The following is a 23,235-nucleotide window of genomic DNA, read 5'->3' as shown; positions in this document are numbered from 1 at the left end:
GGCTCACCGTGCGCTTTCGAAGACGGAGGAGGCGGCGTAGGGGAAGAGCTCGTCGGCGGCGGCGGTGTAGCCGGCCTCGAACTCCTCGCGGAACCGCTTGATGCCGGTCAGGACCGGGGTGGCGGAGGCGTCGCCCAGGGCGCAGAAGGAACGTCCGGCGATGTTGGAGGCGATGGACTCGAGCTTCTCGACGTCGCCGGGCAGGCCGCGACCGGCCTCCAGACGCAGCATGATCTGGCGCATCCAGTAGGTGCCCTCGCGGCAGGGGGTGCACTTGCCGCAGGACTCGTGCTGGTAGAACTCGGTCCAGCGGGTGACCACGCGCACCACGGAGACGGTCTCGTCGAAGACCTGCAGGGCGCGGGTGCCCAGCATGGAGCCGGCCTCGGCCACGGACTCGTAGTCCAGGGGGACGTCGAGCTCGTCGGGGCCGAAGATCGGCGTCGAGGAGCCTCCCGGCACCCAGAACTTCAGTTCGTGGCCGGGACGGATGCCGCCGGAGAGCTCGATGAGCTCGCGCATGGTGATGCCGAAGGGGGCCTCGTACTGGCCGGGGTGGGCCACGTGGCCGGAGACGGAGAAGATGCCGTGGCCCTTGGACTTCTCGGTGCCCATGGTGGAGTACCACTGGGCGCCGCGGGCCAGGATCGCCGGGACCGAGGCGATGGTCTCGACGTTGTTGACCACCGTGGGCCGGGCGTAGAGGCCGGCGACGGCGGGGAAGGGCGGCTTGAGGCGGGGGTGGCCGCGGCGGCCCTCCAGGGAGTCCAGCAGGGCGGTCTCCTCACCGCAGATGTAGGCGCCGGCACCGGCGTGGGCGGTGATGCGCAGCCGCTGCTGGCCGTCGAGCCCGAAGCCGGTGTCCAGCAGGCCGGACTCGGTGGCCTCGCGCACGGCGCTGAGCAGGCGGCGGTAGACGTGGGGGACCTCGCCGCGCAGGTAGACGAAGGCGTGGTCGCCGCCGATGGCGCGCGAGGTGATGGCGATGCCCTCGATGAGGGCCTGCGGGTTGGACATGATCGTGGGAATGTCCTTGCAGGTGCCCGGCTCGGACTCGTCGGCGTTGACCACGAGGTAGCGCGGGCCGCCGTCGACCGGGGGCAGGAAGGACCACTTGAGTCCCGTGGGGAAGCCGGCGCCGCCGCGTCCTCGCAGGCCGGAGTCCTTGATGAGGCTGATGAGGTCTTCGCAGCTGAGGGTCTTGGCCTTCTTGAGGCCCTCGTAGCCGCCGTGGTCGAGGTAGGCCTGCAGGGTCCAGGAGCGCTCCTGGTCCCACAGGTCGCTCAGGACCGGGGTGAGGGTCCCCGGCGCGGTGTAGGTGGCGGTGTCACTCACTTGGTCTCCTCCTTCGGCGCGGTCCAGCCCTGCTCACGGGCGATGCTCAGGCCGCGCAGGGTCGGCTCGCCGGGGCCGCGCCCCTCGTCGGTGCGGCCGTCCTCGAAGCCGGCCAGCAGGCGCTCGTTCTCGCGGAAGGTGGGGACGGTCTCGGGGCCGCGGGTGGGGGCGACGTCCTCGCCGCGCTCGAGGGCCTTGATCATGGCGACGGCGGAGTCGGGGGTCTGGTTGTCGAAGAACTCCCAGTTGACCATGACGACGGGGGCGTAGTCGCAGGCGGCGTTGCACTCGACGCGCTCGAGGCTGATGGTGCCGTCCTCGCTGGTCTCCTCGGCGCCCAGGCCGGTGTGCTCGGTGACCGCCTTCCAGATCTCGTCCCCACCCATGACGGCGCACAGGGCGTTGGTGCACACGCCCACGTGGTACGTGCCCACCGGGTGGCGGCGGAACTGACTGTAGAAGGTGGCCACGGCGCTGACCTCGGCCCGCTCCAGACCGAGCCGGGCGGCGCACAGGGCGATGCCGGCCGGCGAGACGTAGCCGTCCACGGACTGAATGAGGTGGAGCATCGGGATGAGGGCGCTGCGCTCCTTGCCCGCCGGGTAGCGGGCGATGATCCGCTCGATGTCGACCTGCAGGCTCTGGGCGACCTCGGCGCTGTAACCGGCGGCCACAGCGGCTTGCGCGACAGTGCCCACCGGGCCGACCGCACTGACGGTGGCGATGGTCTCGACGGCCGGGTTGACTGCGTTCTCGGTGGTGCTCATCAGCGGTCCACGCCTCCCAGGACGGGGTCGATGGAGGCCAGGGTGGGCACGAGGTCGGCAATCATGCCGCCCTCCCCCATCATGGCCAGCGACTGCAGGTTGGAGAAGGAGGGGTCGCGGAAGTGGACCCGGTAGGGGCGGGTGCCGCCGTCGGAGACGGCGTGGACGCCCAGGATCCCCTTGGCGTGCTCAACGGTCTGGTAGACCTGCCCGGCCGGGACTCGGAAGCCCTGAGTCACCAGCTTGAAGTGGTGGATGAGGGACTCCATGGAGCTGCCCATGATCTCGCGCACGTGCTCCAGGGACTGGCCCTGGCCGTCGGTGGCGATGGACATGCGGGCTGGCCAGGCGATGGTCGGGTCGGCCACCATCGTGGTGTTGGAGGGGTCGTCGCCGCGGGTGGCGATCTCGTCGAGGCGGTCCAGGCACTGGGAGACGATCTTGAGGGACTCGTAGGCCTCGTCCAGACGGATGCGCAGGCGGTTGTAGCAGTCGGAGACCCGGTAGGTGGGGACCCGGAAGTCGTAGGTCTCGTAGCCGCAGTAGGGGTTGGTGCGCCGCAGGTCCAGCGGGTAGCCGGCCGCACGCAGGCAGGGCCCGGTCAGGCCCAGGGCGAGCCCGCCGGCCAGGCTGATCTCCCCCACACCGATGAAGCGGGACTTGAGGATCGGGTTCTCCAGGAGGAGGAGCTCGAGCTCGTGGAGGTCCTTCTTCATGTCCGGCATGACCGAGCGCACGAACTCGGTGAAGCCCTCGGGGATGTCCTGGGCCAGGCCCCCGGGACGGATGTAAGCGTGGTTCATGCGCAGCCCGGAGACCATCTCGAAGGCCTTGAGGATGTTCTCGCGGCAGCGGAAGGCGATGGTCATGAGCGTGGTGCCGCCCATCTCGTTGCCCCCGGTGCCCACGGCCACGACGTGGGAGGCGATGCGGTTGAGCTCCATGAGCAGCACGCGGGTGACGGTGGCCTTCTCCGGGATGTCGTCGGTGATGCCCAGGAGCTTCTCGACGGCGAGCGCGTAGGCGACCTCCTGGAAGAAGGGGGCCACGTAGTCCATGCGGGTCACGAAGGTCTCGCCCTGCACCCAGGTGCGGTACTCCATGTTCTTCTCGATACCGGTGTGCAGGTAGCCGGTTCCGACGCGGACCTCGGTGACGACCTCGCCGTCGGCCTCCAGGACCAGGCGCAGAACGCCGTGGGTGGAGGGGTGGACCGGACCCATGTTGAGGACGATCCGGTCGTTGCGCAGGCGGTCGGCCTCGTCGCGCTCGGCGATCTGGGCGACGACGTCGTCCCAGTCCCCGCCGCTGACGGTGAACTGCTCGGCGCCGGCGGACAGCTCGTCCGTGGCGGGGCCGGAGGCGCGGAAGGTGCGTGCGGTGCTCATCAGCGGTAGGACCTCCGGGTGTCGGCGGGCGGGGTCTGGGCGCCCTTGTACTCGACGGGGATGCCGCCCAGCGGGTAGTCCTTGCGCTGGGGGTGGCCCACCCAGTCGTCGGGCATGGCGGTGCGAGTCAGGTGGGGGTGGCCGTCGAAGACGATGCCCATGAGGTCCCAGGTCTCGCGCTCGTGCCAGTCGTTGCCGGGGTAGAGCGAGACGAGGGAGGGCACGTGCGGGTCGGTCTCAGGGCAGGCGACCTGCAGGCGCAGCTGGCGTCCGCCGTGGGTCAGGCTCATGAGCTGGATGCAGGCGTGCAGCTCGCGCCCGGCCAGCTCGGGGTAGTGGACGCCGCTGACGCCCAGGCACAGCTCGAAGCGCAGGTCCTGGTCGTCGCGCAGGGGGCGGGCGACGTCGAGTAGGTGCTCGCGGGCGATGAACAGGGTGAGCTCGTCGTGCTCGATGACGACCTTCTCGATGGCGGCGGCCGGGTCGGTACCGGCCTCCTGGAGATCCTCGATGAGGGCGTCGACGACGTCGTCGAACCAGCCGCCGTAGGGGCGCGCGGCGGCGGGGGCGAGGGTGACGACGCTGCGGTGCTCGCCGTAGCCGGTAGTGTCGCCTGCGTCGGAGGCGCCGAACTGGCCGGTGGGGGCGGTGATGACCTCCAGGCGCAGCTCGGGGCGCACGGGGGTGCCGGCGACCTCGGGGACGGCGGGGGCCTCGGGAGTCTCGGTCAGGGCCTCGGAGCCTGAGTCGTGTGCCGGGGTGTTCTTCTCACTCATGCCAGCAGGCCCTTCATCTCATGGGTGGGGGTGGCCGACAGCGCGGCGGCCTCGACGGCGCGGGCGATCTCCTCGCGGTGCTTGAACAGCGGCTTCTTCTCGATCTGGCGGGTGAGCTCGAGCATGGCGTTGAGGAGCATCTCGGGGCGCGGCGGGCAGCCCGGCAGGTAGATGTCCACCGGGACGATGTGGTCGCAGCCCTGGACGACGGCGTAGTTGTTGAAGATGCCTCCCGAGGAGGCGCAGGCCCCCATGGAGATGACCCACTTGGGCTCGGGCATGGAGTCGTAGACGTTGCGCACGATGGGGGCCATCTTGTGGGAGACGCGGCCCGAGACGATCATGACGTCGGCGTGGCGCGGGGAGGCGCGGAAGACCTCCCAGCCGAAGCGAGCCATGTCGAAGCGGGGGGTGCCGGCGGCCATCATCTCGATGGCGCAGCAGGCCAGGCCCATGGTGACGGGCCACATGGAGCGGGCCTGGGCAAGGCCCGCGAGCTTCTCGACGGTGGTCAGCAGGAAGCCCGGGCTGTCCACCTCGGCGGCAGCGGCGGCGTAGGGGTCATTCCGCTTGGACGGGATGGACGCCATGTAGGCGTTGTGCTTCTTCATGCTCTTCACTGCTGTGTTCTCCTTGGGATCGTCGGGCTGGGTCCTGGCCGGTCAGAGCGGCTTCAGTCCCAGTCCAGTCCGCCGCGACGCCACTCGAGGATGTAGGGCACGGTGATCAGGCCGATGAACAGGACGGCCGCCCCCAGCCCGAAGAAGCCCAGGCGCCCGAAGGCCGTCGCCCAGGGGTAGAGGAAGACCACCTCGACATCGAAGATGATGAAGGTCATGCCCACCAGGTAGAAGGAGACGGGGAAGCGCCCGTGCTCGGTGTTGGCGGGGGTGGGGTCGATGCCGCACTCGTAGTTGGCGACCTTGACCCGGTTGCGCCGGGCGGGGCTGATGATGGCGCTCATGGCCAGACCGCCGACGGCCACCAGGAGGGCCAGCGCGGCCATGATGAGCAGGGAGGCGTAGGGGTTCATGCTTCCGGCACCATCCTTGTCAGGAGCTGGATGAAGTGGTCGATTCCGTCACCGCCGCGGCGCTCCCACCCGTCGGACAGGAGCTTGGTGACGAGCTTCATGAGGCGCTTGCGCGGCAGCCCGTAGCGGGTGCACAGGCGCATGACCTCGGGGTGCTCGATGAGGGCGACGAAGACACGGCCGAGCGTGTAGTAGCCGCCCATCTCGGAGCTGAGGGCCTTGGGGTACTGGGCCAGGACCTGCTCACGGCCGGAGGTGGTCGTGCGGGCGGATGCCTGGGCGGCGGCCTGGGCGGCCAGGCGGCCGGACATGAGGGCCTGGGCGATGCCCTCGCCGTTGAAGGGCGAGACCATGCCGCCTGCGTCGCCCAGCAGCATGAGGCCGTCGGCGTAGTGCGGCTTGCGGTTGAAGGCCATGGGCAGGGCGGCGCTGACCAGGCCGCCGACCTGGTTCTCCTTGGTGAAGCCCCAGGAGGCCGGGACGTTGTCCATCCAGCGGTTGAACACGGCACGGTAGTCGATGGCGGTGGCCTGAGCGCGCGAGGAGACCGAGCCGAGTCCGACATTGACCAGCCCCTCCCCCACGGACCAGATCCAGCCGTAGCCGGGCAGGAGGTCGGACTTGCCGGGGGTACCGTCCCACAGCTCGAGGCGCGACTCCATCCAGGCGTCCTTGGCGCGCGGGGAGCGGAAGTAGGCGCGCACGGCCACGCCCATGGGGCGGCGCTCGTTCTTGGTTCGCCCGACGGCGGTGGCCAGGCGGGCCGAGACGCCTCCGGCGTCGACGACCAACGGGGCGGTGAAGGTGGTGGGCCCCTCGATGCCGGGGTAGGCGACCCGGTTGGTGGGGCGGGCCTCGACGCCGGTGACACGGCCGGTGGGTGAGGTGACGGGGCCGGTGACGGTGACGCCGGTGAGCAGACGGGCGCCGGCCGCGGCGGCGTGCTCAGCCAGGTCACGGTCGAGCAGGGCGCGGGGTCGGGCCATCCCGTAGGAGGGGAAGGAGGCCTGCTCGGGCCAGGGGAAGTGAAGGAGGTGCCCGCCGCCGATGACGCGCAGGCCGCGGTTGCGCTGCCAGCCGGTGGTGTCCATCCCCATGGAGACCAGCTCGCGCACGGCCGAGGGGGTCAGGCCGTCCCCACAGACCTTGTCCCGGCCGAGCTCCTGCTTCTCCAGGAGGATGACGTCAAGACCGAGAGTGGCCATGTGGTAGGCCGCCGAGGACCCGGCCGGGCCGGCCCCGACGACGATGACGTCGGCAGAGGCGGAGGCGCTGGACTGGGCGGCTGCCTGGGTCACTCTGGCTTCCCTCCTCGGCACTACTGGTACTGCGGGCGTTGTCATAGGCATCACAGTTGGCACCGTAATGCAGGCCCCGCACGGGGCGGAGCCTGTGCCGACTGTACCCAGGCGGCCGACGCCTCCATGACGGGAACGGCGAGACAGGAGGAGAACCGCAGTTTTCGTTGCCGTGACGGCAATCCTCAGAGAAGTCCCCACCTCGACGACAGATGACGGCGCCCCAGAATTACGCTGCAAGTGAGTGACGAATTTCAACACTGTCGGACGGGACCTGTGTCCTAGAGCGAGGCCGGGGTGGTCGCAGATCGCTCTGGGGCAGTCTGCGGCACGCCTCGGCGGCGTGACCGCGGCCGGGATTTGCGATGATGACCCCATGAGCCGATCCCCCCTGCGAGCCAGCCTCGCCAAGGACCCGCGCGAGGTCGCCGGGATGTTCGACGCTGTCGCGCGCCGCTACGACCTGTCCAATGACGTGATGAGCCTGTTCCAGGTGCACATGTGGCGCCGGGTGACGCGCGCGGCCGTCGCCGCGAGGCCGGGGATGCGCGTCCTGGATCTGGCCGCGGGGACCGGCACCTCCTCGGTGGAGTACGCCGCTGACGGCGCCGAGGTCGTGGCCTGCGACTTCTCCACCGGCATGGTGGCCGAGGGCAAGCGCCGCCATCCCGAGATCGCCTTCGTGGCCGGGGACGCCACGGCGCTGCCCTTCGCCGACGAGAGCTTCGACGTCGTCACCATCTCCTACGGGCTGCGCAACGTGCAGGACACGGCGCGGGCACTGTCGGAGATGCGCCGGGTGACGGTTCCGGGCGGGCGGATCGTCATCGCGGAGTTCTCCACCCCGACCTGGCCGCCCTTCCGCCACCTATACCGCTTCTACCTGGGCAGCGCCCTGCCGGCCGCCGCCCGCCTGGTCTCGTCGAACACCGAGGCCTACGACTATCTGGGCGAGTCGATCCTGGCCTGGCCGGACCAGCGGGAGCTGGCCGGCCTCATGCAGCAGGCCGGATGGCGGGGCGTGGGCTACAAGAACCTCTCCGGCGGGATCGTCGCGGTTCACCGGGCCACGCGGCCCGTGCCCGCCCAGGGCGAGCAGTGAGAACCGACCTGAGCAGCACCCCGGGGCCGACGTCGTGAGGGCAGAGTCGTGAGGGCAGAGCACTGCCTGGCCGCCCCGCCGCGGCTGTCCTTCCGCACCCGCGAGCTGCCCGAGGACGCACTGGAGGGGCTGGCTCTCATCGACCTGCTGGCGGGCCGTGAGGATGTCAGCTCCTGGGTGCACGAGGGGCGCGGACTCATAGGCCTGGGCCGCGCCCTGGTGATCGAGGCCCACGGGGCGGATCGCATTGAGACACTGCGGGCCGCGTGGCGGGCCGTGGTCGGCGCGGCCTGGTGGCGTGATGCGCTGGTCCGCCCCGGGACCGGGCCGGTGGCGCTGGGCGCGATCACCTTCTCCCCCAGCTCCGAGCAGTCCTCGGTTCTGGTGGTTCCCGAGGTCCTCGTTGGGCTCGACGACTCCGGTGCTTGGCTGACGACCGCGGTGTCCGGGACTGACGACGGGACTGAGCCAGAGCACCCGGATCCCGGCTCACTCCTGACGGCGCTGGTGGCCGATGCTCGTGCAGCGGTCGACCGGGAGCAGGCCGGCACCGACAGGGACTCCGGGGACTCCGGCGGCACCACCGCCGTTGAGGCCGGGGCGCTCAGCGAGGAGCAGTGGTGCCGGGCGGTCTGCGCCACGCAGGAGCGGATGCGTGCGGGGCAGGCCCGCAAGGTGGTCCTGGCCCGCGACGTGCTGGCCTACCCGGGCGGGCCGCTGGCCACCGGTACGGTCCTGCGGCGCCTGGCCAGCGACTACCCCTCCACCTGGGTCTTCGCCGTCGACCAGATGGTGGGCGCCAGTCCCGAGCTGCTGCTGCGCCTGCGGGATCGACGCCTCATGAGCAGGGTGCTGGCCGGTACGGCCCGCCGGCACGCCGGCGAGGACGCTCTGGCGACCGCGCGTCTGGCCTCCTGGCTGGAGGGCTCAGAGAAGAACAACCGGGAGCATGAGCTGGCCCGGGACTCGGCGATCACGGCGCTGGAGCCGCTGTGCTCGGTGGTGGAGGCCCCCGCCCGCTTTGTCCTGACGCTGCCGAACGTCCTGCACCTGGCCAGTGATGTCACCGGGGTTGTTGCCGGGGACACCGGGGCGCTGGCCCTGGTGGATGCGCTGCACCCGACGGCGGCCGTGTGCGGGACGCCAACCCAGGCGGCGGCGCGCCTCATTGAGGAGGCCGAGTCCATGGATCGGGGACGTTACGCCGGGCCCGTGGGCTGGGTGGACTGGCACGGCGAGGGCGAGTGGTGCATCGCGCTGCGCAGCGCCCAGCTGCCCACAGGAGGTCCCGGACCGCAGTCCCCCGCGAGAGTGTTCGGGGGCGGCGGCATCATGCCGGACTCCGAGCCGATCGACGAGCTGGCGGAGACGACCGCCAAGATGCGTCCCATGCTGGGGGCACTCGGCGTGCGTCTCTGAGACGACTCTGGGCAGCTATCGCGTCAGGAGTCCTTGCGCTCGGCCAGGGTCACGTCAATGTCCTGCTTCTTGGAGTTGCGGATGACCGTGAGCTTGACCTTGTCGTTGGCGGAGTACTGACGCACGTAACCGGTGAGAGCCGACCCCTGGGCGGTGGTCTTCCCATCAATGGCGACGACGACGTCGTTCGTCTTCAGTCCGGCCTTGTCAGCCGGCGAACCGCTTTCAACCGAGGTGATCTTGGCGCCGGCGCGCTTCTCGCCGTCGGCCGTGGCGCCATCGGTGTCGAGGGTGACTCCCAGGTAGGCATGCGTGGCGGCACCGGACTTGATGAGCTGCTTGGCGACCTTGTCGGCCAGCTTGACGGGAATGGCGAAACCGATGCCGATGCTCCCCGAGCCTCCTTCGCCGCCGCCGGAGCGGCCCATGGTGGCGATGGAGCTGGTGATCCCAATGACCCGCCCCTTCTCGTCGAAGAGAGGGCCGCCGGAGTTGCCGGGGTTGATGGCGGCGTCGATCTGGATGGCGTTGGTGTAGACCGCCGAATCACCCGAGCCGTCCTCATTCTGGGAGTTGACGACGGGCCTGTTGAGGGCGGAGATGATGCCGGTGGTCACGGTGGAGGACAGACCCAACGGGTTACCGATCGCCATGACGTCCTGACCGGTGGCCAACTTGTCGGAGTCTCCGAGCTGGGCAACGGTGAGGTTGTCGGGGGCGTCCTTGAGCTGGATGACCGCCAGGTCGGTGGCGGGGTCGGTACCGGTGGTCTCGGCGTCATAGACGCGGCCGTCGGCCAGCGTCACCTGGATCTGCGAGGCCCCCGCCACCACGTGGTTGTTCGTGATGATGTGCCCCTCCTTGTCGAAGATGACTCCGGAGCCCAGGGCCTCGCCCCTGTCCGTGGCGACGGCGATGGAGACGACGGCGTTGGACACGGCTGCCGAGACGGCCTCCCAGTCGGGGGCCTGACCGGCGCTGTCGACGGTCTTGGTCGTGCTCCCGGTGGCGATGGCGGTGGGGGCGGCCGTGGAGCGCTGTGACGCGCCGCCGTCCCGGGCGTCGAGAGCCTTGATCGCTCCTACGGCACCGCCGGCCCCCAGCAGGGAGGCGACCAGCACGGAGGCGACCAGGGCGAACCAGCCCGGCCCCCGCCGGCGCCTCTTGGTGCCGCTGTCAGCACCTGTGGCCTTCGAGGCCGCATAGAAGGACTCCCCGGTGGGGGCGCCGGCCGGCGCGTAGCCACCGGGCGTCGTCGGGACGCTCGTATAGGGCGAGCCGAGGTGCGTCTGCTGCCCCTGGAAGGGCTGCTGGGCGGATGAGTAACTGGACGGCGCCGCCTGCTGCACCTGAGGGGCGGGGTACTGCCCCTGAGGCTGCTGCTGCGGCTGGTAGGACGGCTGCTGGGGCTGGTACTGCCCCTGGGCGGACTGCGCGTATGGCGACGCGGACTGCTCAGCGGGCATCTGCGAGGTCGGCGGCTCGGCGGGCAGCTGCCGGGTCTCGTCCCAGCGCCGCACGCCCGCCCCCTGCGGCAGGACCGGCTCGGAGTGGGAGGCGTCGGCAGTGTAGGCCTGGGAGAGATCCGCGTAGCCGCCGTGGTCCTCGGACACGCTCGCGCCCTCACTGACGGAAGACGCCGTTGCCGGGCTGGCCTGGCTGCTGGCGGACCAGGAGTCGACACCGGAGTGAGCGCCGTCCGCCGCCGCCTCGGGCTCAGTGGGCCGGTATGCCTCCGGGTTCGTCTCGTCGTATCCGCTCATCTGTGCTCCTCCTCGGGCGTGTCGCCCTCTCAGATCCACGAGTAGACAACACCAGGGCTCTGTGCCGTTTCCGATGATTCCCTGAGGCTGTGCTGTGGATCGTGTAACTGTTGTATCGCAGCGGGCTGAGAGTCCGGCAGTGGGCTCAGGGAGAGTCGAGTCCACTGCCGCAGGCCCTATCCCGCTGGCTGCCGTCCATCTCTATCGTCGTTCATGTTGTCACGGTGTGAGGACCGTGCCTCGTGGTCTCCCAGATGACGACACTCATACCGTCGACCGGCTCGGCCAGGAGCCTGCGGAGGGCGGCGACATCGTTGGGGACGTGGACGCGGGCCCCCAGGGCTGCCGCCAGCGCAGCGATATCCGCCCGCTGAGGGGCGGTGAAGAGCCGTTCGAACCGGGCAGATGGCGTGGTGCGGGCGTACTCAAGCTGGGAGAAGATCGCACCCCCGCCGTCGTCGACGACGATCACCTGCAGGTCGGCCTCCTCCTCACGCACGCCCCGGTTCAAGGACATGGCGTCGTGGAGGAAGGTGAGGTCACCCATGACGGCGCGAACCGGTTCCCCTGAGGCCATCCACAGTCCGATCCCGGTGGCGATGGTGCCGTCGATGCCCGCTAGGCCGCGGTTCGCGACCGCCTTCGGGGCGGCGGCGCCGGGCTGGGCGAGTCGGTCCAGGCGCCGCACCGTCATGGATGAGCCCAGCAGAAGGGTGGGGGCGCCGGGGGCCTGGCCGGCCTCCCACACGGCCCGGGCCAGGGCGTCGGCGCTGCTGGAGCGGTCCGGTTCGGGAAGATCCGCCACGGCCCGGCGCCAGGAGTCGGTCCAGGCCGCGTGGGCGCTCTCCAGGCCGAGCCGGGCGGCGAGCCGGGCCGCCTGAAGGGCGGCGTCGTCGGGCTCGTGATGGGCACCGTCCATGGGGACGACCCGTCGGGCCCGTCCGGAGACGTCGGTCCACTGGGCGCGTTCGGTCAGGACGGTGATGTCGAGGTCGTCGCGCCCCAGGAGCGCGGTGATGGAGCGACTGAGGCTGGGGTGGCCCAGGACGAGGAGGTGGTCGGCCTGCTGGGCGAGCCCGCGACCCGCGGGGGTGCCCAGCAGCTCGGCGTAACGGCTCAGGGCCTGCGGGCCGCTGCGGGCCTGGGAGGTGGGTTCGGCCAGGAGCGGCCAGTCGAGGTGCTCGGCCAGAGACCTGGCCAGGGAGCCAACGCCCGGGTGGGCGGTGTCACCGGCGACGACGATCCCCCTCCCCAGCGTGGAGGAGCCGCGGCCGGCCGGCTGGCCAGCACTGGCCTCCGGGGCTCCGTCCAGCACAGCTGCCCGGGCAGCCGGGACCATGGGCGGGGAGGGTGGCACCGGAGCGGCCGGCACCGCGCCCTCCGCTGCGTCCTGCGCCGTCAGGGGCGGGCGGAAGCGGGCGTTGATCTGGACCGGCCCGGGATCCCGGCTGAGGGTCCCGGTGGCGGCGGCGACGGCGCGGCGCACCTGCCCGGCGATGGCGGCGTCGGCCGCGCAGCCGCCGAGGTCGGCGGCCAGGTCAGCGGGCAGATCCACGCCCAGGCGCAGGGCCGGCGCGAAGAGCCCGGTCTGCTCGGTGGTCTGGCTGGCGCCGGTGCCGACCAACTCGTGGGGCCGGTCGGCACTGATGACGAGCAGGGGGATGCCGGCGGCGTCGGCCTCACTGACGGCCGGGTGGAGGTTGGAGACGGCCGTGCCCGAGGTGGTCACGACAGCGGCACAGCGGCTGTGCCCGTTCAGGGCGTGGGCCCGGGCGGCCCCCAGGGCGATGAAACCGGCGCTGCGCTCATCCAGGACGACGCGCAGCCGTAGGTGCCCGGCGTCGGCGGCATCGGCCAGGGCATCCGCCAGCGGGGCGCTGCGCGATCCCGGGCACAGAACAACTTCGCGCACGCCCTCGGCCAGGAGGGCCGCCACGAGACTGCTGGCGTCGGCCATGGCGGGCGGGAGCTGCGGGCGCTCCGGGGAGTCGGTCACAGGGGCGAGGATACGAGAGCGGCCCGCCTGCGCCGCCCTGCGATTGGTCACAGTACGGTGAGCCCTGCGCACGGCTGGGGTGGGGCTACAGCGGCAACCCGGCCACGGCCCGGCTGGGGTCGCGGGCCTCGCGCTGGCGGCGGGCGTGGAGGGCGCCGGCCAGGTGCAGCAGGCGCGTTTGCCAGTGCGTGGTGAGGTAGGGCCCCGCCTTGACCTCGTTCAGGAGGCGTTCGGAGACGGGGGCGGCAGCGTCCAGACGCAGGGTCCCGTTGCTGGGGCGAACGCTGGGGTCGGCGACGTCCTGGGTCAGCAGGCGCGTGGTTCCCAGACCGCAGGCGTGGTTGAGGGAGGGCAGGCTGAAGGCGAGGGTCGCGCCGGCCATGATGCCCACGGAGGTGTCCAGGGCGGAGGAGACGACCGCGGGCAGTCCAAGGCGTTCGGCCATGTCCAGGGCCCGGTGCACCCCGCCCAGCGGGGCCACCTTGAGGATGGCGACGTCGGCGGCGCGCCGGTGGACGATCTCCAGGGGGTTGGCCGACAGCCGGATCGACTCGTCGGCGGCGATGGGCACGTCGACGGCGCGGCGCAGGTCGGCCAGGTCGTAGACGGTGGCGCAGGGCTGTTCGGCGTACTCCAGCCCTCCGGCAGCCCGGTCCATGAGGGGCAGGTTCTCGCGGGCGGTGTCCAGGTCCCAGGCGCCGTTGACGTCGATGCGCACCTTGCCGGAACGCCCCAGGGCTGAGCGGACCGCCTCGAGGCGCTCCAGGTCCGCCGAGCGCTTGTCACTGCTGCCGCTGACCTTGACCTTGGCGGTCCTGGCTCCGGAGGCCCGCACCAGATCGGAGGCGTCCTGAGCGCCGACCTCAGGGACGGTCACGTTGACGGAGATGGTCTCGCGGTAGCGGGGAAGGAGGGAGTTGCCCAGGGCCTGACACAGTCCTGAGGCGAGCCAGGGAGCGCTGGCCTCCAGCCCGTAGTCCCAGAAGGGCGCGACCTCGCCCCAGCCCCCGGGGCCATGGAGCAGGACGCCGTCGCGGCGGGTGATGCCGCGAAACGGCGTCGTCAGAGGAATGTCCCAGACGACCGCGCGGTCGATGCGAGCCAGCAGTCCGGTGGAGTCCTGAGCATGAAGAGAGGCGATGTCGATCTCGCCGTTGGCATGCTGATGGTCCGGACTCACGGGCACAGAATACGCACGATCTTCAATCAAGACGACGAAACCGGGACAAGGGTGGCGGGGCCCACCTCGGCAAACGCCCACGGGGCTGCGCAGTGGACTGTCCGGCGCCGTCTCGCGCCCCTGTGCCGGTGTCGAGCGCGACCGTGAGCGCAGGCCCCTGCCCACGAGCCTTTGTAGAATGGCTCGTGCGGTTGAATTCGCGATCACACCGAGGGGACGTCATGAACGAGGGCAGCACAGGGTCAGGGGACGCAGGGCGTCATCACTGGAAGCCCGCCACACCCGTCTCCGCAATGGTTGTGGGCCGCCTGGTTCTCGGGCTGCCCAGCGCCGTCGGCCTGACGGTCATCGTGCTGATCTGGTCGGCGCTGACCCGCACCGGGCTGGGATTCGGCAGGGCGTGCCTGTTCTCCCTGGTGGCGGTGGCGATTCGCGAGCTCATCGACGCCTCGGCCCACCGGCTCATCATGCGGGCCTGGCGCTCACGGGATCCTCATGGCCTGCTGCTGACGATCATCGCCGCGACCTGCCCCGCGGTCGCAGGATTCCTGGCCGCTCGCCTCCTCGCCCCGGCATCGACGACGGCGCTGACGGCTCTCACGTGGCTGCCGTTCATGGCTTTCGTCGCCCTCATTGAGAGGCCGTGGGACACCTCGCTCGGATACGACGCCCTCCAAGAGCGCATCCATCAGCCCCAGCCGATCCCGCCGGAGTACGTCACCACCAACTTCCGCGACGCCCGCAAGCACCTGCCCGAGCTCCGGCGCATCGCACTGGCCCACGCGGCGCTGTAGCCGGCGGACCCGGCCGCCTCGACAGACCTCAACTGCGATGACGATCACAGGCTTGCCAGGGTGAGAGAGCGTGACCTGTGAGCTTGGAGCGTCAGGGGAAGGGCATATTAGCACACGCGACGTCACCAACACACCAGACCGCCCCTGGAAGCCAGCGGTCCCCCTGTGGGGGGTGGTGTACGGGCGGATCGGATTGGGCATTCTTGAGGCAATCACTCTTGGAGTGGTCGTAGCCATCTGGTCCACCCTCACTCGCGCCGGACTCAGTTCAGACCAGATCACAGGATTCGCCATTCTGGCGACCGCGGTGCGAGAAACGCTCGACGCAGCATCGATGCGCCTGACCATGCGCATCCAACGCACCAACGACATGAATGCGGTGCAGCGGACCGTGGCAGCTCTCATCTGTCCCGCCATCGGCGCGGTGCCGGCAGGCATGGTCTTCGCACCGTACTCCGTCGTCCAGTTGACCGTGGTCACTTGGGCGCTATTCATGCTCATCACGTGCACACTGGAACAGCCGTGGAAGACTTCGATGTCCTATGAGGAGATGAAGGAACGCGGTCGTCAGACCCGGCTGATGACCCGGGATCACTTCGCCGAGGAGATCGCCGATGGCCGGATGACCTTCCGCCCCATCGACGACGAGGGCTACTACCTCGATGAGGACGGCAACCGCATCGAGGACTGAGAGCCCCCTCCCGCCGTCACTGCGCTCAGAGCGCGAGTCGCGCGACGGTGCCGGTCCTGGCCGGGGACATTCCACGCGTGCGGGTGCGTATTCTTCTGGCCGGGGACGTCCTGCGCGTGCGGGGACCGGATTATGGTCCCCGACGGCGTCGAATGCCCCCGGCTGGAGCAGGACGCACCCGGCCGCGTGGAATGTCCCCGTCGGTGGGCCACCTGCACCGCCCGGCGGGTCCGACCGCACCGCCCAGCGGCTCGCACGTGCACCGCCCGGCGGGCGCACCCCCAAGCCCTACGGCCGGCCGGCGTCAGGACTTCTTGAAGTCGTACTGCGGATACTTCTTGGCCCAGGCGATGGCGGCCTCATCCTCCCGGCCCTCGCCGTAGGTGTTGACGACGAGGTCCTCGAGGCTGCCGTAGGTGGCCTCATCCATCTTGATGGAGCCCAGCCACTTCGCGATCTCCGGGTAGTCCTGCGCGAAGCCCTCGCGCCCCAGGAAGTGGAGCCCCTCCCCCTTGCCGAGCGCGCCCTTGGGATCCTTCAGGTCCCGCATGCCATAGGTGGTGTTCGCCCAGAAGGGGTGCCACAGGGTCACGACGATCTCCTGCTTGGCATCGACGGCCTTCTTGAGCTCGGCCAGCATCCCGGTGGTGGAGGAGGTCAGGAACTTCAGGTCCTCCAATCCGTAGGCGGGGATCACGTCCTCCTGCGACACCTTGGTCAGACCCGCACCCGGCTCAATACCGATGATCTTGTTGTCGATCTGCGAGGCGTGTGGCTTGATGTCCTCGATCGACTGCATGGAGGAGTAGTCCGGGACGGACCAGCACAGCTGGGCCGAGTCGTAATAGGTCCCCAGATCCTCGATGTAGGTGCGGTACTTGTCCATGTAGCTCTTCTGGGTGACGTCCGGCCACGCAGAAGGGAAGAGATCGACCGCCCCCTGGCTGAGGCCCGCATACAGCGGTCCGGCCTCACTGAGATCCATGAGCTTGACCTGGTAGCCGGCCTTCTCCAGCTGGGTCTTGATCAGGTGGGTCATGGACAGCCCATCGCTCCATGACGGAAGAAACCCGAGGCGGAGCCGCTTGCTCCCGCCCGAACCCTGACCGCAGGCGGACAGGGCCCCCGCCGCCGCCAGGGAGGCCAGAGCGGTGGTGAAGATGCGGCGGGAGGTCTGCATGGTGTTCCTTTGATACGTGCCCGACGCCGGTGAGGGCGAAGTAGAAAAGCGTCGTCGAGTCATGGGTCACCGCTTCTTGATCAGTGAGAGCAGCGAGCCCTTCTCCCGCGGCGCCCCGAGGGCCGCGGTCACCCGGTCCAGGTAGATCGCCAGGAACACGATGGACAGGCCCGCCTCGGTGCCCTTGGCGATGTCGATCGTCGCGAGCGCCTTGACGACCTCCTTCCCCAGGCCGTCGGCACCGACCATGCCCGCGATGACGGCCATCGACAGGGCCAGCATGATGACCTGGTTGACACCCGCCATGATGGTGGGGACGGCCAGGGGCAGTTGGATGCCCCGCAGGATCTGCCAGTCGGTGGCGCCGAAGGAACGCCCCGCCTCCACGGTCTCCTTGTCCACCTGCTTGATGCCCAGCTCGGTCATGCGCACCCCGGGGGGCATCGCGAAGATGAGCGTGGCGAACATCCCGGGCACCACCCCGATGGAGAAGAACAGGACAGAGGGGATGAGGTAGACGAATGCCGGCATCGTCTGCATGAGGTCGAGGACCGGGCGGATGAGGACGCTGACGTACTTGTTGCGGGCGGCCCAGATCCCCAGGGGGACGGCGAAGACGAGAGCGGTCAGGGTCGCCAGGGTCACCAGGACCAGCGTCTCCATCGCGTTAACCCACTGGCCCAGGGAGATGATGATGAGGAAAGTGACGGCGGTCCCCACTGCCAGCCTCCACGACTTCGCCATCCAAGCGACCAGGACGAAGACCACCACCATGAGCAGCGGAGGCACGGCCAGGAGCAGGTCCACGAGGTTGTCGTTGACCAGGGTGCCGGCCCGGGAGATCGCGGTGAGGAAGCCATGGAGGTGGACCTGGATCCACTCAATGAGGACCTCGACCGCTGTGCCCAGGGGAATCTTGGGAAGAGGAGTCTGTACGGGAATCATCAGGCGTCGGCTCCTTCGGCCTCGGTGGTCTCACTGGCCTTGCCGGCCTGCTCATCGGTCTGCTCCGCGGCCAGATCGGCGCTGGCGGCGCTGGATGACCCGGCCTCCTGGTTCTGCTCACTGATGGCCGCCAGCAGGGTGACGCGCGGGATGACGCCGGAGATTCGTCCGTCGTCGTCGACGACGACGATGGGGGCGGCGTGCTGCGCGGCGTGGGCGAACAGCTCGTTGACGGGGGTCGAGTGCGACACGACCGGCATCTCGTGGATCGTGGACAGCGGCAGGGCGTTGGAGCCCTCCTTGACCGCCCGGGCGACGTCGTCCTCCCAGACGTAGCCGAAGGGTGTGCGGTCGCGGTTCTGCACTAGCAGCCACGGCGGCTGGTTCTCCCGCAGGAGCTTGTGGGCGGCGTGGGGGCTGCGGTCCGAGCCCAGGACTGCGTAGGGGGGCTCCGCGATAGAGCCGGCTGTCAGGACCCGGGTGCGGTCGACGTCGGCCACGAACCGAGAGACGTAGTCGGAGGCCGGGTCGCGCAGGATCTCCTCGGCGGTACCGACCTGCTCGACGCGACCGTCGCGCATCATGGCGATGCGGTCCCCCAGGCGCATGGCCTCGTTGAGGTCGTGGGTGATGAACAGGATCGTCTTGCCGAGCTTGCCCTGCAGGTCGATGAGCTGGTCCTGCATCTCCCGGCGGATGAGCGGGTCGAGCGCGGAGAAGGCCTCGTCCATGAGCAGGATGTCGGTCTCGGCGGCCAGGGCCCGGGCCAGGCCCACGCGCTGGCGCATCCCTCCGGAGAGCTCGCCGGGCTTGTAGCCGCCCCAGCCCTCCAGGCCCACCATGGACAGGGCCTCCTCGGCCCGGCGCTCGCGCTCGGAGCGCCCCATTCCCTGGACCTCCAGGCCGTAGGCGACATTCTCACCCACCGTGCGGTGCGGCAGGAGGGCGAAGTTCTGGAAGACCATGGACACGCGCTCGCGGCGCAGCTCGCGCAGCTTCGACTTCGAGACGTGCGCCAGGTCCTCCCCGTAGAGGGTCATGCTGCCGGCCGTGATGGGCAGCAGGCCGTTGACCATGCGGATGAGGGTGGACTTCCCGGAGCCCGACAGGCCCATGACCACGAAGATCTCGCCCTTGTCGACATCGAAGGAGGTGTCGATGACGGCGGCGGTCTGCCCTGACTTCCTCAGCTGGTCCCGCGTCCTGCCGGCCTTGAGCTTCTTGACGCCGTCGGACGGTCGCCGCCCGAAGACCTTGTAGACATGGTTGGCCTCAATGACTTTCACTGCACTCCTCACGATCTAGCTCCTGGCCTGGCCGCGAGAGTCCGGAAGACGAGTTGTGAGAGCCGCGTCCGGACCCCGCGACGACGGCAAGCCCGTTTTATAGTCCTGCGCAGTGTTCGAGTGGTCAATTTGAGCAGGCGCAGAATCCTGCGAATTCAGAGGACTTCGGGCCTTGACACGCCCGCGAGCGTGTCCGGCGCCACGGCCGCAGAACAGGGCGGAACCCACCCGGCGAGCACGGTCGGGCATGGACGCCCATAAGCATCGAGAATGCTTGAAATCATCACGAACATCGAGCCTTCCTCAGAGTCCCACAAAGCACGCACCCAAACGTGACTCATAACCAACAACGTCCGTATGTGCAACCGGAACTCCTCAGGGCCGCAGAATGTGGTGATAGTCTCATTTACGTCGCAGCCCGTTCCGCGCCACAAGAGAGCAAGCAGGACGCCCGCCGAATCCCACTCCCCGCTCACCTGGAATCACTACGCTGAGGGGCACGCCCGCGGTCCGCAGGACCAATCGGGACACCGACGGAGGAGGGAACGACCGTGCCGGCTGCAGGATGGATCCCGGCAGGCGGCCCAGACCTCTGGGGAACCCTCGGGGGTCCGGGCACACACAGCCCCAAGGCCCACGCCGACGTGCGCATCTCGAACATGTCGCTCATCCTGCGCCACCTCCAGATGAGTCCCGCCCTGTCGCGCACACGCCTGGCCCGTGAGACGGGACTGTCCAAGGCGACGGTCTCCACACTGGTGGCCGAGCTGTGCTCCCGGGGACTGCTCACCGAGGAGGAGCCGGATCTGTCCGGCAACGTCGGCAGACCGAGCACGGGCCTGCGCCCGGCCCCCCGCACAGCAGCCGGCATCGGCCTGGAGATCAGCGGGGCATCGCTACTCCTGTCCGTCACAGACCTGACCGGAGAGGTCAACGCGCGCCGCTGCGAGCTCGTCGACGACGTCGGACACCGCCCCGAGGCGATGATCGAGCACGTCGCGGCCATGCTGTCCCAGGCCCTGAAGCAGCTGACGCAGCAGGGGACGACAGTGCCGGGGATCGTCCTGGCCCAGCCCGGAATCATCGACTATGCCGACAACACCGTGCGCTACTCCTCCACCCTGGAGTGGCACGACGTCGCCGTGGCGGACCGGGTCCGCGACGCAGTCTCCCGACGCCTAGGCCCCGAAAGGAGTGTCCCCACCATCACGCTGGAGAACGACGCCAAGCTCGCCGCACTGGCCACCTACGAGCGCTACGCGCAGGGCGGGGTGCGCAACCTGCTCTACCTGTCGGGCGGTGAAGGGATCGGCGCCGGCATCATCTCCGACGGCCACCTCCTGCGCGGCTGGCTGGGCCTGACCGGCGAGGTCGGCCACATGCCCGTGGAGCCCGAGGGCCTGAAGTGCCGGTGCGGGCGGCGCGGCTGCTGGGAAACCCGCTCCGGACTGCAGGCCCTGACCTCGATCTACCCGCCGGGCGACGCGGTGCGCGACGAGACCACCTCCCTGGATGAGCGCATCGAGCTCCTGCGCCAGCGCTTCGACGCCGGGGATGCCGAGCTCACCCGGAGACTGGAGCTCTCCCAGCGGGCGCTCGCGCGCGCCCTGGCGATCCTCACGGACGTCCTCAACCCCGAGGTGATCGTGCTGTCGGGGTACCTGGCCGCCTTCGCCGACGTGTTCATCTCCCCCACCGCCTCCGCCCTGAGGGATCGACTGTTGGACCAGCGCGCCGCCGTGAGACTGGAGACCTCCCACCTGGGGCAGTGGGCCTCATCACATGGAGCCGCCCTCGTGGCACTGGAGTCCGTGCTCGACAACCCCACCCTGGTCGATCTCAGGCCCACATCCTAGGTGCCACCAGGCATATCGACCGCCTCGCCAGTAGCAGACGGGCGCCGCATGCTGTAGTTTGTTCGGAGTTCAGACTATTCAGCCCGAAGGAGTGCTGATGTCTCTCCAGACCCAGCCCGCGGCGCCGCTCCCCTCTCAGGCGGGGGGACGCCTCACCCTGCCGATCCAGACAGGCATGGATGAGGAGGTCCGCCGCCTCATCGCCCGCCTGGGCGCCGACGCCGTGCGGAACTCCGACGGCACCGAGCTGCCCGGCATCGTCTCGGAGCTGGCCACCAAGGTCTACTCCACCTACTTCGTGGGCCGCGGCGACAACGCCTGGGCCGACGCCCACCCCGATGAGGCCACCCGGATCTTCCTCATGTCCGACCGGGTCGTCGCCACCGCCGACGGCCCCGTGAGCATCGACCTGCTGGCCTCCTGGTTCGCCGACCAGGTCCGCCCCGACACCGGCTGCGACGTGACGCGCTGGTGGCAGGCCCACGACCGCACCACCGGCCAGGAACTGCCCGCCACCGCGTGGAGCATCGAGGCCGACGGGCGCACGGTCACCGTGCACGAGACCCTCGCCGGGCACGTCTACACCGTCAGCTTCCTGGCGATCCAGACCTGGGACCCCACCCAGATGTACAACTACCTCACCAACGGCTGGGACGAGGACCCCATGCGCGTCAAGGAGAAGCCCTTCGACGTGCGCCACGAGGCCACGTGGTCCCACGTGCGCGCCCACCTGAGCGCCTGGCTCACGGAGCACCCCGAGGTGGACGTGGTCCGCTTCACCACTTTCTTCTACCACTTCACCCTCGTCTACGGCGCCGACGCCACCGAGCGCTTCGTCGACTGGTTCGGCTACTCCGCCTCGGTGAGCGTCCCCGCCCTGGAGGCCTTCGAGGAGGAGTACGGCTACCGCCTGACCGCGGAGGACTTCGTCGACGCCGGCTACTACAACTCCCCCTTCCGGGTTCCCACCCGCGCCTTCCGCGACTGGATCGACTTCCAGCAGCGCTTTGTGTGCTCCCGGGTGCGCCAGCTGACCGACGCCGTCCACGCCCAGGGCAAGGAGGCGATGATGTTCCTGGGCGACAACTGGATCGGCACCGAGCCCTACGGCGAGCACTTCGCCACCACCGGCCTGGACGCCGTCGTCGGCTCGGTCGGATCGGGGGCGACCTGCCGGATGATCGCCGACATCCCGCACGTGCGCTACACCGAGGGCCGGTTCCTGCCGTACTTCTTCCCCGATGTCTTCCACCCGGGCGGCGATCCCGTCTCCGAGGCCAACCGCAGCTGGCTGGAGGCCCGGCGCGCCATCGTGCGCTCCCCCCTGGATCGGATCGGCTACGGCGGCTACCTGTCCCTGGCCGTGGAGCACCCCGATTTCATCGACCGCGTCGAGCAGATCGTCGCGGAGTTCCGCTCCATCCACGAGCGCTCCGCGGGGCTGCGTCCGCTGACCCCGGGCTTCAAGGTCGCGGTCATCAACTCCTGGGGCCGCCTGCGCTCCTGGATGACGCATATGGTCGCGCACGCCCTGTGGTACCGCCAGACCTACACCTACCTGGGGGTCCTTGAGGCGCTGTCGGGCCTGCCGGTGGACGTGGAGTTCCTGTCCTTCGACGACGTGCGCGCCGGCCTGGCCCCGGACGTCAAGGTCCTCATCTGCGCCGGCGCCGAGGGGACCGCCTTCTCCGGGGGCGAGCAGTGGGCGGATGCGGAGCTGGTGGCCCAGGTCAGCTCCTTCGTGGCCGCCGGCGGCGGCCTCATCGGGGTCGGGGCTCCCAGCGCCCACCCCGCCCACGGGGTCACCTTCCAGCTCGCCGACGTCCTGGGCGTCGACCGGGAGATCGGCTGGGGCCTGAGCACGCGCCGTCGTCCGCCCGAGGTGCAGGAGCACTTCATCACCCGGGACCTGACCGGCGGCCTCGACGACGGCGAGGGCACCCCCGACATCGTCGTCACCAGTCCCGCCACCCGGGTGCTCGACGCCGCGGACGGCCAGGTCCGCCTCGCGGTCCACGAGCTGGGGAGGGGCCGGGCGGTCTACGCCACGGGACTGCCCTACAGCGCCCAGAACTCCCGACTGCTGCACCGGGCCATCTTCTGGGCCGCGGGGTGCCAGGAGGACTTCTCCGCCTGGGCGGCCCTCGACCCCAGGGTGGAGGTGGCCGCCTACCCCGATGGGCGCACCACCCTCGTCATCAACAACTCCCTGGAGCCCGTCACCACGACGGTGCCGACGCCCCAGGGCCCCCGGACGGTCCGTCTGGAGGAAGGAGGGCACCAGTGGCTCACCGCTGCCTCGCAGTGAGCACCCCCGTTCCATATCCACACTCCACTCACGGGCGCGCGCCCACAACACCAACAGCGCCGACAGCTCCCTGTCACCGCCCCGCCGCGCCCCCGCTCCTTCCGGCAGACGCCGGGCC

Annotated in this window: 19 protein-coding genes; 6 read left to right on the top strand and 13 right to left on the bottom strand. The window is 69.9% G+C overall.

Translation table 11 applies throughout. From position 1 onward, the window contains the following. Positions 1 to 3: 3 nt before the first annotated feature. The 7 genes from nuoF to AXE84_RS07410 form a co-directional block, all read right to left on the bottom strand. On the bottom strand, positions 4 to 1,335 hold the full coding sequence (gene nuoF, locus AXE84_RS07440; RefSeq protein WP_010614072.1) for an NADH-quinone oxidoreductase subunit NuoF: 1,332 nt from the start codon (positions 1,333 to 1,335) through the stop codon (positions 4 to 6). Continuing rightward, positions 1,332 to 2,102, bottom strand: a complete 771-nt coding sequence (nuoE, locus tag AXE84_RS07435; protein ID WP_060957421.1) for an NADH-quinone oxidoreductase subunit NuoE — start codon at positions 2,100 to 2,102, stop codon at positions 1,332 to 1,334. The genes nuoF and nuoE overlap by 4 nt, the downstream gene beginning before the upstream one ends. Continuing rightward, the gene (locus AXE84_RS07430; RefSeq protein ID WP_060957420.1) at positions 2,102 to 3,490 is read right to left on the bottom strand and encodes an NADH-quinone oxidoreductase subunit D; all 1,389 of its coding nucleotides are present in this window, start codon (positions 3,488 to 3,490) and stop codon (positions 2,102 to 2,104) included. Before AXE84_RS07430 ends, nuoE begins: the two co-directional genes overlap by 1 nt. Continuing rightward, on the bottom strand, positions 3,490 to 4,266 hold the full coding sequence (locus AXE84_RS07425; protein ID WP_060957419.1) for an NADH-quinone oxidoreductase subunit C: 777 nt from the start codon (positions 4,264 to 4,266) through the stop codon (positions 3,490 to 3,492). The genes AXE84_RS07430 and AXE84_RS07425 overlap by 1 nt, the downstream gene beginning before the upstream one ends. Further along, entirely contained in the window at positions 4,263 to 4,877 is a 615-nt protein-coding gene (locus AXE84_RS07420) for an NADH-quinone oxidoreductase subunit B (RefSeq protein WP_175284728.1), read from the bottom strand. Before AXE84_RS07420 ends, AXE84_RS07425 begins: the two co-directional genes overlap by 4 nt. Positions 4,878 to 4,939: 62 nt before the next feature. Continuing rightward, on the bottom strand, positions 4,940 to 5,299 hold the full coding sequence (ndhC, locus tag AXE84_RS07415; protein WP_003787163.1) for an NADH-quinone oxidoreductase subunit A: 360 nt from the start codon (positions 5,297 to 5,299) through the stop codon (positions 4,940 to 4,942). After that, entirely contained in the window at positions 5,296 to 6,597 is a 1,302-nt protein-coding gene (locus tag AXE84_RS07410) for a geranylgeranyl reductase family protein (protein WP_009747861.1), read from the bottom strand. The genes ndhC and AXE84_RS07410 overlap by 4 nt, the downstream gene beginning before the upstream one ends. Positions 6,598 to 6,973: 376 nt before the next feature. On the opposite strand from AXE84_RS07410, the gene AXE84_RS07405 reads away from it, so the two are divergent. After that, the gene (locus AXE84_RS07405) at positions 6,974 to 7,699 is read left to right on the top strand and encodes a demethylmenaquinone methyltransferase (RefSeq protein WP_060957418.1); all 726 of its coding nucleotides are present in this window, start codon (positions 6,974 to 6,976) and stop codon (positions 7,697 to 7,699) included. A 48-nt stretch (positions 7,700 to 7,747) separates the two neighbouring features. Next, on the top strand, positions 7,748 to 9,118 hold the full coding sequence (locus tag AXE84_RS07400) for an isochorismate synthase (RefSeq protein ID WP_060957417.1): 1,371 nt from the start codon (positions 7,748 to 7,750) through the stop codon (positions 9,116 to 9,118). A 23-nt stretch (positions 9,119 to 9,141) separates the two neighbouring features. Here the strand turns inward: AXE84_RS07400 and AXE84_RS07395 are convergent, their stop codons facing one another. The 3 genes from AXE84_RS07395 to AXE84_RS07385 all read right to left on the bottom strand — a co-directional run bounded on the left by AXE84_RS07395 (position 9,142) and on the right by AXE84_RS07385 (position 14,063). Beyond that, entirely contained in the window at positions 9,142 to 10,881 is a 1,740-nt protein-coding gene (locus AXE84_RS07395; protein WP_060957416.1) for a S1C family serine protease, read from the bottom strand. Positions 10,882 to 11,092: 211 nt separating this feature from the next. Next, positions 11,093 to 12,838 (bottom strand): 2-succinyl-5-enolpyruvyl-6-hydroxy-3-cyclohexene-1-carboxylic-acid synthase, encoded by a 1,746-nt coding sequence (gene menD / locus AXE84_RS07390; RefSeq protein WP_081093194.1) that lies wholly within the window; start codon positions 12,836 to 12,838, stop codon positions 11,093 to 11,095. 124 nt (positions 12,839 to 12,962) lie between these two features. After that, positions 12,963 to 14,063 (bottom strand): o-succinylbenzoate synthase, encoded by a 1,101-nt coding sequence (locus tag AXE84_RS07385; protein ID WP_060957414.1) that lies wholly within the window; start codon positions 14,061 to 14,063, stop codon positions 12,963 to 12,965. 215 nt (positions 14,064 to 14,278) lie between these two features. Between AXE84_RS07385 and AXE84_RS07380 the strand changes: the two genes are divergently transcribed. Both AXE84_RS07380 and AXE84_RS07375 read left to right on the top strand, forming a co-directional pair. After that, complete coding sequence (locus tag AXE84_RS07380) at positions 14,279 to 14,851, top strand: hypothetical protein (protein WP_148229166.1); 573 nt, start codon at positions 14,279 to 14,281, stop codon at positions 14,849 to 14,851. 223 nt (positions 14,852 to 15,074) lie between these two features. Then, positions 15,075 to 15,542: a hypothetical protein gene (locus AXE84_RS07375; RefSeq protein ID WP_236750015.1), complete on the top strand. Its 468-nt coding sequence runs from the start codon at positions 15,075 to 15,077 to the stop codon at positions 15,540 to 15,542. 304 nt (positions 15,543 to 15,846) lie between these two features. Here the strand turns inward: AXE84_RS07375 and AXE84_RS07370 are convergent, their stop codons facing one another. The 3 genes from AXE84_RS07370 to AXE84_RS07360 all read right to left on the bottom strand — a co-directional run bounded on the left by AXE84_RS07370 (position 15,847) and on the right by AXE84_RS07360 (position 18,953). Then, a complete protein-coding gene (locus tag AXE84_RS07370) occupies positions 15,847 to 16,722 on the bottom strand; it encodes a glycine betaine ABC transporter substrate-binding protein (protein ID WP_060957413.1) in 876 nt (291 codons plus the stop codon). Between the two features lie 66 nt (positions 16,723 to 16,788). Next, the gene (locus tag AXE84_RS07365) at positions 16,789 to 17,667 is read right to left on the bottom strand and encodes an ABC transporter permease (protein ID WP_010614046.1); all 879 of its coding nucleotides are present in this window, start codon (positions 17,665 to 17,667) and stop codon (positions 16,789 to 16,791) included. After that, positions 17,667 to 18,953, bottom strand: a complete 1,287-nt coding sequence (locus tag AXE84_RS07360) for a quaternary amine ABC transporter ATP-binding protein (protein ID WP_010614045.1) — start codon at positions 18,951 to 18,953, stop codon at positions 17,667 to 17,669. The genes AXE84_RS07365 and AXE84_RS07360 overlap by 1 nt, the downstream gene beginning before the upstream one ends. Before the next feature lie 644 nt (positions 18,954 to 19,597). On the opposite strand from AXE84_RS07360, the gene AXE84_RS07350 reads away from it, so the two are divergent. Together AXE84_RS07350 and gnpA are read left to right on the top strand one after the other, a co-directional pair. Continuing rightward, entirely contained in the window at positions 19,598 to 20,809 is a 1,212-nt protein-coding gene (locus AXE84_RS07350) for an ROK family transcriptional regulator (RefSeq protein WP_236750014.1), read from the top strand. 97 nt (positions 20,810 to 20,906) lie between these two features. After that, complete coding sequence (gene gnpA, locus AXE84_RS07345; protein WP_060957412.1) at positions 20,907 to 23,117, top strand: 1,3-beta-galactosyl-N-acetylhexosamine phosphorylase; 2,211 nt, start codon at positions 20,907 to 20,909, stop codon at positions 23,115 to 23,117. Positions 23,118 to 23,235: the final 118 nt, after the last annotated feature.

This window comes from Actinomyces oris, from assembly GCF_001553935.1.
Lineage (GTDB): Bacteria > Actinomycetota > Actinomycetes > Actinomycetales > Actinomycetaceae > Actinomyces > Actinomyces oris_A.
Note: the sequence above shows the minus strand (reverse complement) of the source record. Positions and strands in the feature narration are given on the sequence as shown.